At 68.6% G+C, this 15,185-nt stretch carries 2 protein-coding genes; both read right to left on the bottom strand.

Annotation, left to right across the window (positions count from 1 at the left end; translation table 11 throughout):
* Positions 1-8: 8 nt before the first annotated feature.
* Entirely contained in the window at positions 9-3,377 is a 3,369-nt protein-coding gene (locus AC07VL_RS07690) for a hypothetical protein (RefSeq protein ID WP_494805307.1), read from the bottom strand.
* Positions 3,367-15,009 carry a hypothetical protein gene (locus AC07VL_RS07685; RefSeq protein ID WP_494805306.1) on the bottom strand — a complete coding sequence of 3,881 codons (11,643 nt, stop codon included), beginning with the start codon at positions 15,007-15,009 and terminating at the stop codon, positions 3,367-3,369. The genes AC07VL_RS07690 and AC07VL_RS07685 overlap by 11 nt, the downstream gene beginning before the upstream one ends.
* Between the last annotated feature and the right edge of the window lie 176 nt (positions 15,010-15,185).

Raw genomic sequence — 15,185 nt, 5'->3', positions numbered from 1 at the left:
GGTAGTTTTCATGGCCGGGCCAGGGTACGGTTGATGGTGGCGTCTTTGCCTTTGAACAGGTTTTCATCGAACTTGAAGCGCAGGCGCAGGTAGGGGCCGCGCGCCGTGTAGTCGGCGCCCGTCAGGTCCCGGTCGGAAAAGCCCGACCAGTTGTGGCCGGCCGACAGCCACAGGTTCTGCGCCAGCAGGTAGCCCACTTCCACGCCGTTGGCCCACTGGCGGCTGCCCCCTTGCGGGCTGCCCATCACGGCCGCCAGCACGCCGATGTCCCAGTTCTTGCTGACGTCATACACGGTGCGCCCGGAAAACAGCCACGCCGTGTATTTTTCCTGTCCGGCAGGCAAGTTCTTGTCGTTGTTGTGCTTGGCGGCGATCCTGCCCGTGAACCACCAGGGACGGCTGGGGTGGTAGTCGAGGTGGGTGGAGACGATGTGCGCGCGGTAATTGTCGCCATCGATTTGCGACTGGTCGCGCACCGTCTTGTACTCGTAGCGGGCCAGGCCGTTGTAACGGTTGTCGTCCACGGGACGCCAGGCAAAGCCCAGTTGCGCCCGGTCCTGCAGCACATTGCCCAGCGGCGCGCCGCTGGCGTCGTCATGGTTGCGCGTGTACAGCAGGTAATTGCGCGCGAGCAAGGTCCAGTCGCGGCTCAGCTTGCGCGCCCAGGCGAGGGTATTGAGCCACTGGTCCTGGCGCTGGTTGCCCGGCGCGATCTCGCTGTCGAACAGGCGCCGGTATTCCAGCTTGACGGAGCCGCGCCACAGGGGATTGGCGGAATAATCGAAGCCGGCCGCCACGGCCACGGCTTGCTGCTGCTGGCCGTTCATGACTTTCAGGTATTCGACATGCGTGTTCGCCGCCAGGCCCTCGCCCAGATTCCACGTGTTGCGCAGGCCGGACGCCAGCTGCAGGTCGCGCTGGTTGCTCAGGCTGTAATCGATGGCGTCGCGCATGCGGTACTCGCCGAACACGGTACCGCCCGGCATGTAGCCCGTATCGGCGCCCGCCACGAAACTGGTGCTGCGGTCGGCCGGATTGAGCGAATACGCGGAAGCCAGGCCCGTCTGGTTTTCATAGCGCGCGTACAGCCGGCTGCGTTCGGCCAGCTGGTATTGCGCGCCCAGGCCGTAGCGGTGCTGGTCCGCGTCGGCGATGCTTTTTTCCACGTCGCCGTTCAGGGTCCAGCGCTCCGTCGCCTTGTACTGGGCGCCCAGGCGCACGGTGGTGGCGTCCAGCGGCACCGTCGTGCCCGTGCCCACGCCCGGGTTGACGGGCGCAAACGTGGTGATGCTGCCGCCCGTCACGGGATCGATGGCCGTGTTCGCCGTGCCGTTGCCAAAAAAACCGCCCGTGGGATTGAGGCCCGTGCCCAGCGGCGAGGTATTCGGCGCGATGCCGGCCGTGGACGGCATGCCGCCCGACTCCTTCATGTGCTGGACGGACACGTCGAGCAGCCAGCGCTCGCTGGCGTTCCACGCCACGCCCAGGCGAGCCGCCTCGCGCCGCGCATCCGTGCTGCGCTCGTCGCTGCGGATGGCCTCGCCATACACGGTGACGGCCGGGGTCAGCTTGTAGCCCGCCTTCAGCCCCGCCTCGCCCCGTCCGCCCGTGATGCCGGCCGCCGTGTTGTTGAAATCGCGGTCCGAGCGGCTCCAAAAGGCTTTCGCGTCCAGCCTGTCGTCCTTGTGCTGCAGTTCGACCCGCGCTGCGTTGCCGCTCACTTCATCGCGCAGCTCGCCCGCCTGGCCCGACGGCGTCGTGTAGATGTTGCCGCCCGCGCTGTAGCTGGTGGACGTAGTGCGCGCCACCTCCATCACCAGCAGGCCGTGCTCGCCCAGGCGCACGCCCGCGTTGACACTGTGCAGCTTGTACGGCGACAGGGGATTCTTGTCTTCCACGGCCGCGCCGCCCAGCGAGACCATCTTGCTTAGCTGCACTTGCCCATCCACGCCCAGGGTCCAGAATTTCTCGCCGCCTTGATCTACCTCATAACTGATGCGTATCGATTGCGGGTCGCCATTCGGCGTCAGCGCGGGGATCGCCTGCTTGAACAGGATGCGCCCGCTGAACGGTTCGAAGCTGTAATCCTCGAAGCGCCGCAATTGCGTCACCTGCACGATATTGCCGTTCTGGTTCTTGTCGCGCACGACGATCTCGATCTTTTCCGAGTTTTCGATGGCGTCGTTGTTGCGCACGGCAAACGGCCCCGAGGTGCCATTCGCCCGGTACTCTTCCACCACCTGTTTCAGGCTGTCGTTGATGGCGAAGGCATTGGCGACGATGCCGTCCTGTTCGTAGTGACCCCGCCCGCCCGTCGCCGTGCGGTTGTACTGGCCCAGTTTTCTCTGCTGCAAGTTGGCCACGGCGCCGCCGCCCGTCATCTGGCTGAAGCCGTCGCCCGTGGCAAAGTCGCCGTACAGCACATAGCTTTTCTGCTGGTCGATGCGCACATATAAACGGTCGCTGGAGCGGGCATCGAAGTTGCGCACGGAACTGTCGCCGTAGACGGGATAGAACTCTTCCGGGTTGACGTCGCGCAAGAGGCGCGCGCGCGTATCCTTGTCGGAATCGTAGGCGGCCGTCAGCAGGGCATCGCCGCGGATGGTGCCTTTCAAAAACATCGCCGCCCGGCCCGCCACGTTGGCCTTGCCATTGTTGAAGGCCCGGCTCCAGCGCTGGATGTCGCGCTCGAATCCGTCGTTGAAGCGCGACGGCGCAATGTCGCTGCTCGACAGGCTGCGCTTGCTGATGATGCCGTCGATCAAGCCGACGGCCAGCATGTCGCGCAGTTCCGGCAGGAAGCTGATCGTGCCCTGGGCCGCCACGTTGCCGGCCGACACGCGCAGCAGCACGTCCTGCGGCGTGGCCGGGGCCAGCAGGCTGAAGCTCGCTTCGCCGTTTTCCACCGCCAGCTGGGTGCCGGGCGTGACCTTGTCGGCGTCGCGCCGTTCCGGGCCCAGCTCATCGGTGCGGGCGCCGGGCAGCAGAATGCGCCCGCCGCTGGCCTCGACGGTCAATAACGCCGTGCCCGCCAGGGGCTGGCCCTGCTCATCGTACAGTTTTACCGTCACCTGGACGGGACTCTGGCCATCGGCCGGCACGTCGCTGCGGTCCGTCTCGACGGCGATGCGCGCCACGCCACGGTTGATGGCGTAGTCGGCGGCGCCCACTTTGCCCGGGAAAAAGACGGGCGCCACCACGCCGGGACCGGCGGCGCTGTCCGGCAGGGGCAGCTGCGCCTGGCCAGCCAGCGGGAAGACCAGCAGCGCCAGCACGGCGGCCATGCGCCGTGGCGCGGGAGGATGTTTCTTCATGGCCTGTTTCTCTTTGACGGCAGTGGCGGGCGGCAGGTGACTGGACAGAGGTTTATTGCGCATGGCTGCCTCCCGCGGCTGGCGCCTTGGCTGGCACGCGGGGCGCCACGACAGACTGGTTGGCGCTGTCCGTCGCCTGGGCCGGCGCGCCGGCGGGCTGGCTGCCGAAGCTCAGGCCCGGTCCCGCCCTGCCCTCCCTTTCCACGCTGCGCACTTCGCCCTGCGCGCGGCGCGCCTTGACTTGCTCCAGAACGGGGTTCGAGCACGAGCCCTCGATGAAGTCGGCGCGCAGCAGCTCGCCGTTCTTGGTGTCGAGGAACAGGCTGTGCGGATCGCCCAGGTTGCGGTTCGACGCTTCCATCATGCGGCTGGCCCGTGGCAAGGTGGAAGCATCGACCTTGATGACGTGGCTGTTCGGCGTGATGCCGCAATAGCTGTACTTGCCTTCCACGTCGGTGGTGAAGTTGGTGCCATCCTCCATGTACAGGCGCACGCCGGGGATGCCCAGCTCCTCCTCGTCCTGCACGTGGTTGTTGTTGCAGTCGACAAATACCTTGCCGGCGAGGCAGGCATCCGTCGTGAACACGCCGCCCGTCACCTTCACCTTCACGCGCGCCTCGTTCGACGGCGGCCCGCTCGTGGTGCTGGCCTGGGCGCGGTTGACGCCGTCGCCCTGCAGCGCGCCCACGCCCACGCGCAGGCGGTAGCGGAAGCTGACGCTGGCATTCGGCGCCAGCGATTCCAGCTTGAAGCTCAGGTGGGGACCCGGCTTGCCGATGGGGTCGGGCTGCACCACGTTGTTGCGCGTGGTGGTGCCGTCGATGTAGCGGAAGCCGGCCGGCAGTTTATCGAGCACGCTGACGCCGAACGCCGTCGCCACGCCCGTGTTCTTCACCTCGATTGTGTACTGCAGGCTGTCGCCGATCTCGGCCTGCGTCTTGTTGACGCTCTTGCTGATCAACAACATCGGCTTGTCCTTCGTGTTGAACACCACGGGCGTAAAGCTGGGCGGCGTGGCGCCCGGCGTGGCCGGCAGCTGCAGGGTGTCGGACGAGCTGGCCAGGGCCAGCACACTGACGGGTGCCACCGGCGTGTTGCCGCCGTCGCCACCGCTGTAGCTGTGGCCGATATTCATGCCGCCGTCCGTGGCCAGCAGGGTGCTGGCATATACCTGGTTCAGCTGCGGCACGGTGGGGATGGCCGCCACGCTGCCGAAGTCCACCAGCACCGTGAAGACGATGTTGCAGCTTTCCTGCGGCAGCAAGTCGCCCTTGCCGTTCAGCAAGCCAAACACCGTGATGCCGTTGAAGTCGCCGTTCGCCACGCAGGCCGTGGCGCCGGCGGGCCGCGCCGTGACGGCCAGGCTGCCCGGCTTGAAGGTGACGCTGGTGGCCGTGGGGAAGACGGCCTTCAGGTTTTCCGCCACCTGCACCATGGTCGAGGTCGGGTAGCCGGCCGGATAGCGGTTGGCCGCCTGCACCGTGTAGCTGATCTCGAACTTGCTGGCATCGACCTGCTGCTGGGCCGACACCGCCTTGATGACATCGACCACCTGGCGCAGCAGGACCACGGGCGTGGGCGTGTCTTCGCCCGTGAACGGCACGCCGCCCACGGTTTCCGACGCATTGCCGTTATGGTTGGGGTCCACCTTTTCCGCCAGCGCGGCCACTTCCGCCGCCGTCGCCACGGCGCCCGCATACGCGCCGCCATTGTTGGAGGCGTCAAACACGAGGCTGCCCGCCGGCGGCGTGTAGCCCGGGTTGGCGGCGATGGCGCCGGCGCTGGGCGCGGGCGGCACGCTGATGCTGCCGCCGCCATTGGCGACATTGCCGCCCAGCGCGCTGGCGAACACGCTGTTGTTGTACAGCGGCGCGCTGCTGTCGGCCACGGTGATCTGCACGGTGAAGGTAACGACGCTCAGTTCGCCTTCGGCCAGGGCCGCGTCGCCGCTGAGCAGGCGCAGGTCGCTGCCACCGCAGCCGCCCGCAAAGCCCGGGTTGACGGCCAGCTGCCGGCTGCCGGCTATGGCCGGCGCGGCCGGCGGCGTGACGATGCGGCACGCCACGGGTTCGGGGAAGGCGGCGCGCAGGCTGTCGAGCGCCTGCACGTTCGATGCCGTGCCCTTGCCCACGTTGCGGATCACCAACGTGTACGGCACGTTGAAGACCTTGGCGGACAACTGCGCCACCTTGCCCACGCCCAGCGCCGCGCCGATGGCCGGATTCGCCACTTCCGTGACGGCCGTGCAATCGGACGCCTGCGCGCAGCGCGGCAGGTCGGGGCCGGTGGGCACGATGGTATTGCTCAGGGTGCCGCTGGCCGCCACTTTCGCGCTGACGGTGACGGCAGCGACGGCGTTCGGCGCCAGGCCGGCCGGCACCGTGCACACCAGTTTATTGGCCGCCAGGGGAGCGCAGACGGTGGGCGCCGCCGGCGTGACGGCGATGTCCGTCAGGCTGGTGGCCAGGTCATCCCTCAGGACGATGGCCGCCGTGGTGGCGCCGCTGCCGCTGTTGGTGGCCGTGATGGTCCAGCTGACGGTGTCGCCGATGCTGGCATTGGCCTTGTCCGCCACCTTTTTGACCATCACGCTGGGGCTGGTGACGTTGGTGCTGGTCTGGCAATCGGCCGGTGCCAGGCACAGCGGCGTATCGGGGCCGGACGGCACGACGCTGTTGCGCGCGCTGCCGGCCTGGGTGACGGTGGCCGACACTTCCACGGTGGCTTCGCCGCCATTGCCGATCAGGCCGGCCGGCACGCTGCAGGTGAGCACGTTGCCGGCCACGGGGCTGCACGTGGCGCGCACGGGCGTGACCACCACGTTCGCCAGGCCCGCCGGCAAGGTATCGACAAGGGTAATGGCAGCCCGCGTGGGGCCGCTGCCCGAGTTGGTGGCGGTGATGGTCCACACCACCGTGTCGCCCACATTGGCGGCCGCGCGGTTGGCGATTTTCTTCACGGCCACTTTCGGGCCCGTCAGGACCACGCCCGATTCGCAGCTGCTCGCCTGCGCGCAGGCGGGATTGTCCGGCCCGCCCGGCATGACACGGTTCGCCAGCCGGCCTTCCACCGTGCCCGTGGCCGTCACGCGCACGCTGCGCGTGCCCGTGCCGGCAGCCAATTGACCTGCCGCAATACTGCAGCTTTGCACGCTGTTGGCGACCCAGCTGGCCAGGGGCGGACACGTCACGCCGGCGTCCGCATTGACGGCCAGTACCGTCAGGTTCGGCGGCAGGATGTCGGCCAGGGTCACGATGCCCTGGTTGGCCACGCCGCCGCTGTTGACGGCCGTGATGGTCCAGACGATGCTGTCGCCCACGTTGGCGTTGGCGACGTTGGCCGTCTTGCTGACGCGGATGACGGGACCGGGCATGGTCACCGTGGCCGTGTTCGGCAAGTCATACTGCACTTCCGTCGAGCTGGTGGCGATGATGCTGACGATGGTCGAGACATTGCTGGCCGGCTGGATATACGCCAGGCTGAAGCTGTGCGCCTCGTTGGCCGCCAGGCTGGACGGCAGGCCCTGCAGCGTCAGCATGCCGCTGACGGCGTCATAGCTGCCGGCCGCGCCGCTCAGGGTCACGCCCACCAGGCCCTGCGCCAGCTTCAGGCTGTAGGTCACGTTCTCGGCCGTGCCGGGTCCGACATTGCTGAACGACACGATGCCATTGACCTGGTCGCCCGCATTGGTGGTGCCGGGGAAACCGTTCAAGGTGGTGGTCACGTCCACCAGCAGCTTGATGGCCGTGGTGCTCGTGCTGCAGTCGCTTGCCTGGACGCACACGGGGTTGTCCGGGCCGCTGGGCAGCACGGTGTTTTGCAACACGCCCGCCGCCGCCACGGTGGCGCGCAGCACGACCTGCGCCTGGCCGCCCGGCGCCAGGCCGGCCGACACGCTGCAGGTGGCGATATTGCCCGCCACGGGCGCGCAGGTGGCCAGTTGCGTGGACAGCACCTGCACACCGCTGACACCGGCAGGCAGGTTGTCCGTCAGCACGATGGCCGACCTGGTCGCGCCCGTGCCGGTATTGCTGGCGGTAATGGTCCAGGTCAGCAAGTCGTCCACGCTGGCCGTGGCCTTGTCGACGCTCTTGTGCACCGTCACCTGCGGCGCCACGAGGGTGGTGGTGGCCTGGCAGGCGCCGGCCGTCTCGCAGGCGGGATTGTCGCCGCCGCTGGCCAGCACGCGGTTGGCCAGGCTGCCGCCCACGCTGCCGCGGCCCGTGACGACGATCTTGCGGCTGCCATTGCCGGCGGCCAATTGACCTGCCGCAATCGTACACGCCTGCACGCTGCTGGGCGCCCAGCTGGCCGCCGGCGGACACGTCACGCCCGCATCGGGCGTCACGCCGAGGATGACGATGTTGGACGGCAGCACGTCGCTGACGACGACGGGATGCTGGTTCGCCAGGTTGCCCGTATTGACGGCCGTGATGCTCCAGGTCAGGAGATCGCCCACGGCCGCGTTGACCTTGTCGACCGTCTTGCTGACGCGGATCACGGGGCCGGGCAGGTTCGTCGTCGCCGTGTTCGGCAAGTCATTGACGATTTCCGTGGAGCTGGTGCCCACCAGGCTGACGATGCGCGAGCTGTTGCTGGCCGGCTGCGTGTAGAACAGGTTGAAGCTGGCGCTCTGCCCGCTGATCAGGGTGGCCGGCAAGCCGCTCAGCACGAACAGGCCCGTGCCGCTGTCGTAGGCGCCGCTGATGCCGGGCGCGCCGCTGATGGCGCTCAGCGAGACGCCCGCCAGCCCGCTTTCCAGCTGCAGGCTGTAGCTGACGTTCTCGGCCACGCCGGGACCCACGTTGGCAAACGTCACCACGCCGCGCACGGCATCGCCCGCATTGCTGCTGCCGGGGAAGCCGTTCAGGGTCGTCGTCACGTCGACGAGCAGTTTCGACACCACGGTGGTGGTCTGGCAATCGGCGGGAGCGGCGCACACGGGGTTGTCCGCTCCGCCCGGCACCAGGGTATTGACCAGGCTGCCCGAGACGCTGGCCGTGGCGCTCAGCTTCACGCTGGCGGCGCTGCCCGCGGCCAGGCCGGCCGGCACGCTGCACGTCACGACATTGCCTACCGGCACGGCGCACGTGGCGGGCGCCACCGGCGTGAGCAGCAGATTCGCCAGGCCCGCCGGCACCGTGTCGCTCAGGGTGGCCACGCCCGTGCTGGGACCCGTGCCCGTATTGCGCAAGGTCAAGGTCCACGTCAGCGTGTCACCCACGCTGGCCGCCGTCCTGTCGACCGTCTTGCTGGCACGCAGCAAGGGCGAGCTGACGGTGCTGGTGGTGCTGCAGTCGCCCGGCTGCAGGCAGACGGGATTGTCCGTGCCGCTGGCGCTGGCGCCATTGACGAGGCTGCCGGCGGCGACGGCGCGCGCCGTCACCTGCACCGTGGCGGCGCCGCCGGCGGCCAGGCCGGCCGGCACGCTGCACGTCAGCACATTGCCCGCCAGCGGGGCGCACGTCGTCGGCGCGGCCGGGGCGACGGCGATGTCGGCCAGGCCGGCCGGCAGGGTATCGGTCACGCTGGCCACGGCCGTGCTGGCGCCCGTGCCGCTGTTTGCCAGGGTAATCGTCCAGCTCAGGCTGTCGCCGATGTTCAGGGCCAGCTTGTCGACGCTTTTCTTCAGTGCCAGGGCCGGGCTGGTGATGGTCGTCGTGGTCTGGCAAGTGCTGGCCTGGAAGCAGGCGGGGTTGTCCGGGCCGCTGGGCATGACCTGGTTGGCCAGGCTGCCCCCGGCGCTGGCCTTGCCAGTCAGCACGATCTGGCGCTGGCCATTGCCTGCCGCCAACTGGCCGCTGGCCACGCTGCAGCTCTGCTGGCTGTTCGCCAGCCAGCTGGCCAGCGGCGGGCACGTCACGCCGCTGTCGGGCGTCACGGCCGTGACGACGATATTGGCTGGCAACAAGTCCGTCAGGATCACGGCGCCCTGGTTGACCAGGCTGCCCGTGTTGCTGGCCGTAATCGTCCAGATGATTTCCTCGCCCACGTTCGCCACGCTCTTGCTGGCCGTCTTGCTGACGCGGATGATGGAGCCGGGCATGGTGACGGTCGCCACGTTCGGCTGGTCGTTCGCCACCTCCGTCGAGGTGGTGGCGATGCGGCTGACGACCGTCGACAGGTTGCTGGCCGGCTGGACATAGCCCAGCTGGAAGCTGAAGCCCTGCCCTTGCGCCAGCGTGGCGGGCACGCCGGACAGCGTGACGAGGCCCGAGCCTGCGTTGTAGCTGCCCGTCACGCCGCTGATGCTCACGCCGGCCAGGCCGGGCGCCAGCTGCAGGCTGTACGTCACGCCTTCGGCCGCGCCGGGGCCGATATTGCTGAAATTCACCGTGCCGGCTATGAGGTCGCCCGCATGCGTGGTGCCGGGGAAGCCGTTCAGGGTGGTGGTGACGTCGACCAGCAGCTTGACGGCCGTGCTGGTGGTGCTGCAATCGCCCGCCTGCAGGCAGGCCGGGTTGTCCGGGCCGCTCGGCACGACCGTGTTGACGTAGGCGCCGGCCGCGTTGGCCACGCCCTTGACGACGATATTCAAGGCGCTGCCCGCCGCCATGCCGGCGGGAATCGAGCAACTGAGCTGGGTGCCGTTCGGCACCGCGCAAGTGGCGGGCGCCGCGGGCAGCACTTGCCAGATGGTCAGGTTGGCCGGCAGGGTATCGTTCAGGGTGATGACGCCGCGGGTGGCGCCCGTGCCCGTGTTGGCCACGGCGATGGTCCACGTCAGGGCATCGCCCACATTGATGCTGCTCTTGTCGACGGTCTTGCGCACGGCCACCTGGGGACTGAGGATGGTGGTGGTGGTCTGGCAGGACGCGGCCTGCGCGCAGGCAGGATTGTCGGGACCGCCCGGCAGCACTTTATTGCCCAGGCTGCCACCGGCCGTGCCCGTGGCGCTGATGGTGATGCTGCGGCTGCCCGTGAAGGCTGCCAGCTGGCCGGGGGCGATGCTGCACGCCTGCGCGCTGCTGGCCAGCCAGCTGGACAGCGGCGGACACGTCACGCCCGCGCCCGGCGTGACGGACAGCACCTGCACGTTGGCGGGCAGGATGTCCGTCAGGGTCACCACGCCCAGGTTGGCCAGGCTGCCCGTGTTGGTGGCCGTGATGGTCCACGTCACCGTCTCGCCCACGTTGGCCGTCATCTTGTCGGCCAGCTTCGTCACGCGGATGATGGGGCCGGGCACCGTGGCCGTGGCCGTGTTCGGCAAGTCGTTGGGCACTTCCACGGAAGTGGTGGCGATGCCCGACGTCACCATGGACAGGTTGTCGGCCGGCTGCGTGTAGCGGATATTGAAGCTGGTGCTCTGGCCATTGGCCAGGGTAAGCGGCAGACCGCTGAGGGTCAGCACGCCGCTGCCGGCATCGTAGCTGCCGGCGGCGCCCGTGAGCACGACGCCGGCCAGGCCGGGCGTCAGCTTCAGCGTGTAGCTCACGCCTTCGGCGGGGCCGGGCCCCACGTTGGCATACGTGACGGTGCCGGAAATGCTGTCGCCTGCCAGGGTATTCGGAGGGAAATTGTTCAGGGTGGTGGTGACGTCGACGAGCAGCTTGACCACCGTCGTGGTGGTGCCGCAATCGCCGGGCAGCACGCAGGCGGGATTGTCCGGGCCGCCGGGCACGAGGCTGTTGACGGCCGCGCCGGCGAGCGTCGCCGTGGCGCTGACGACGACCTTCGCCGACGCGCCCGGGGCCAGGCCGGCCGGCACGCTGCACGCCAGCGCGGTGCCGGCGACGGGAGCGCACGTGGCCGGTGCCTGGGCGCTGACGACCACGTTCGCCAGGCCTGCCGGCAAGGTGTCGGCCAGGCTCACGCTGCCCGTGCTGGCGCCCGTGCCGCTATTGTTCACCGTCAAGGTCCACGTGATGGTGTCGCCCACGTTGACCGTGGCCTTGTCGACGGTTTTCTTCACCGTCACGTTCGGGCGGGTGACCGTGGTGGTGGTCTGGCATGCCGCCGCGGTGGCGCAGGCGGGATTGTCGGGACCGGACGGCACGACGCTGTTGGCCACGGTGCCGGCGGCGTTCGCCACGGCTTTCACGACGATGCTCGCTTCCGCGCCGGCGGCCAGGCCTGCCGCTACGGTACAGCTGAGCGTGGTGCCGACGGGCACGCCGCAACTGGCGGGCGCCACGGGCAGGATCTGCAGCGCGCCCACGTTGGCCGGCAGGCTGTCCGTCAGCGTGACGGGGGCCGTGGTGGGGCCGCTGCCGCTGTTGCGCACGCGCAAGGTCCAGCTGATGCTGTCGCCAAGGTTGACGGTGACCTTGTCGACGCCCTTCGTCACGGCCACGCTGGGGCTGGTCACCGTGCTGGTGGTGGCGCAGTCGCCGGGCGTGGCGCAGGCGGGATTGTCGGGGCCGGACGGCACGACGCTGTTGGCATAGGTGCCCGCCGCCGCGGGCTGGCCCGTGACGGTGAAGCCGGCCACGCCGCCATTCGGGGCCAGGCCGGCCGGCACGGTGCACGTGAGGAGGTTGCCCACGGGCGCCGTGCAGGTGGTGGCGCCCGTCACGGCCACGTTCAGGTTCAGCAGGTTGGCGGGCAAGGTGTCGGTGAGGGTGACGGGCGCGGTGCTGGCGCCGTCGCCGCTGTTGGTGGCCGTCACGCTCCAGCTCAGGGTGGCGCCGATATTGATGCTGGCCTGGTCGACGGTTTTCTTCACTGCCACTTTCGGGCTGGTGATGGTGCTCGTCGTCTGGCAGGCGCTGGGCGCGCTGCAGGCCGGATTGTCCGGCCCGCCGGGCATGACCCGGTTCGACAGGCTGCCGCCGCCCTGCGTGGCATGCGCCGTGATGGTGACCGTGCGGCTGCCGTTCAGGGCGGCCAGCTGGCCGGCGGCCACCGAGCAGGTCTGCGTGCTCGACGCCACCCACGCCGCCAGCGGCGGGCACGTCACGCCCGGCGCCGCCGCCACGCTCGTCACCACCAGGTTCGGCGGCAGCAGGTCGGCCAGGGTCACGGCGCCCTGGTTGGCGATATTGCCGGTGTTGCTGGCCGTAATCGTCCAGATGATGTCCTCGCCCACGTTGGCCGTAGCCTTGTTCGCCGTCTTGGTGACGCGCACGTTCGGCCCCGGCACCGTCACCATGGCCCGGTTCGGGTGGTCGTTCGCCACTTCCGTGGACGTCGTGGCGATGACGCTGGTGACGGCGGAAATATTCGATCCGGGTTGCGTGTAGGCCAGGTTGAAGGAAAAGCCCTGCCCTGGCGCCAGGGTCACGGGCAAGCCCGTCAGCACGACGAGCCCCGTGCCCGCGTCATAGCTGCCGCTCGCACCCGTGACGGACACGCCGGACAGGCCCGTGGCCAGCTGCAGGCTGTACGTCACGGCTTCGGCCGTGCCCGGTCCCAGGTTGGCGTAGCTCACCACGCCGCCGATGATGTCGCCCGCGTTCGAGGTGCCGGGAAAGCCGTTCAGGGTGGTGGTGACATCGACCAGCGGCTTGCTGACGACGGTGGTGGTCTGGCAGGCGGCCGGCGTGGCGCAGCTGGCGCCATTGCCGCCCGACGGCACCACGCCGTTGACGAAGTTGCCCGCCGCCGTGGGGCTGGCGGCGATGCCCACCAGCGCGCTGGCGCCCGGCGCCAGGCCGGCCGGCACCGTGCAGACGAGCGTATTGCCGGCCACGGGCGCGCAGCTGACGGGCGCCGTGGGCGTGACGACGATGCCGGCCAGGCTGGCGGGCAAGGTATCGCTCAGGGTCAGGGCCGCCGTCGTGGCGCCCGTGCCGGTATTGCTGGCCGTCAAGGTCCACTGCACCGTGTCGCCCACCGTGGCGGCCGTCTTGTCGACGCTCTTGCTCACGCCCACGCGCGGGCTGACCACGCCCAGGGTGTCGCTGTCGACATTGTTCGCCGGCACCGGGTCCAGGGTGGTGCTGCCGGCCGTGGTGGTGATCGTCAGGCCGCCGCTGGCCGGCAGGTTGAAGGTGGCGCTGCAATTGATGCGCGAACCGGGAATGAAGGGCGCGACGGGCGCGCTGCAGCTGGCCGTGGTGCCGGCCGGCAAGCCGCTCATGACGCAGGTGGGCGCGGCCGCGTTGTCGGGGCCGTTGTTCGTGCACACGCCCGTGACGGTGATGGCGGCGCCGGCATTGTAGGGGCCGGGCGGCACCGTGGTGACGGCCTGCATGTCCGCCTGTAGGCGGCGGTTGCTGATGGTGCAGGTGACGGGCGCGTCGGGCATGGTGACGCTGCCCGCCGTGCCCGCGCCGCTGGCGATGACGGCGGCCGTATCCGTGCGCGCGCAGCTGTAGCTGCTCTGGTACTGCGCCAGGCTGCTGCCCGCGCCCGCGCTTTCCGCGAACGTCACCAGGTTGCCCACGCGCGTCACGGCGCTGGCCGTGGCGCCATTGCCGCCCGGCGCGCCCGGCGTGCCGTTGGCATTCATGATGAACAGGCCGCTGTCGCTGGCCGGCGCCAGCGCCTTGATCACGCTCAAGGTCTGCGTCGTGACGGTGGCCGTGGTGCTGCTGTTGTTGTTGCTCAGGTCGCTATCCGTTTCATTCGGCGACACGGTGACGCTGGCCGTGTTGACGATGCTGGCCGCGTCGCCCGGCGTGGCCGTGATGGTGAGGGTCAGGTAGGCGCCGCTGGTGGGCGCGCTGGTGGCCGCGTTCAGGGGCAAGGTGCCCATGGTGAGGGCGACGTTGTTGCTGCCCGCCCCCGAGCTGGTGCTGCCGCACGAGGCGGCGCCGCTGGCGGCGCAGGTCCAGCTGACATTGCTCAGGCTGGCGGGCAGCACGTCGCTGAAGGTGGCGCCCGCGCTGACGGCGGGACCGCGGTTCCACACCTTCAGCGTGTAGCTCAAGGGCTTGCCGACGGAAAACGTCGCCGGTCCCGCCTTGCTGACGGCCAGGTCGGTCTTGGCATTGGTGCAACTGGCATAGGAACTGGCCAGGCTGGGGTCGCGCAACTGGGCGGCGGGGATGATTTCCGTCACATTGTCGGGACGCGTCCAGCGCATGTGCAGATAATTGATGCCCCCCACGTTATTCCACAGTACGCGGGCCAGATAACAGCCGCCCGGCGTGGCGCTATTGAAATTGCCGGCCAGATTCTGGAAATCCGTTTCATTATTCGAATATTCGGCCACGCTGCCCACGGCCACGTTATACACGGCGCTGCGGTAATTGGTCGAATACTGGGTGGAGAAATCGACTTTCACGTCATCGTCATGCGCAACGCTGAATTTGTAATTGCCCGCCTGGGGAAAGACCACCAGCGTGTACATCACGCGGCCCATGATCCAGGCGCGGCAGGCAGGCGACGTTTGCTGCGTATCAAAGTTGCATAACTGGCCAGGACTGGCCGTCGTGCCATTGGCCCAGTCCAGCTGCGGCGACGTGCCCGTGCGCGCCGCGTTGACGGCCGGATTGGCGGCCAGCCCCATCAGGCTGGCCAGCCGCGCCGTGCTGCCGGCGTTGAAGCTGTTGTCGTAATTCGGCGTGGCCGGGCTGGCGGGAACCCGCGAAATGCCCCGGTAATCTTCCCACAGCACCTGCGCGGCGGCAGGCGCGGCGGCGCCCAGCAGCGCGGCGGCGAGCGCCAGCGGGACAAGGGCAGACCTGGAAGAACGGGGTAAGCGAACCCGGCGGAATATCGCCGCCAGGCTGCCGCTGGCGCACCCGGCGCATGACAAAGCTGCGTGGCGGCCAAGACGGCCTGCCGTTTCCTGTAGTGTTTTGATCATGTTGTCCGCTAAGAAAGTACCGCTGCAAGCTGCAGATACATATAAAAATGACATTTAATTGACATGATTATATGAACACGTAACAGTCCAAGCGTACGACAACCGTGGTTTTTTTATTTCCAATAAAGAAATTAAATTATCTCGTTGATATTTAGCAACACATTCCTCAAATTAAT

Source organism: Janthinobacterium sp. GW821-FHT03C08, assembly GCF_059420905.1.
This window is presented reverse-complemented; position numbering and strand designations above follow the sequence as displayed.

Excerpts from the sequence above, each read along its gene's own strand:
- AC07VL_RS07690 (WP_494805307.1), bottom strand. The coding sequence starts at position 3,377 with ATGCGCAATAAACCTCTGTCCAGTCACCTGCCGCCCGCCACTGCCGTC.
- AC07VL_RS07685 (WP_494805306.1), bottom strand. The coding sequence starts at position 15,009 with ATGATCAAAACACTACAGGAAACGGCAGGCCGTCTTGGCCGCCACGCA.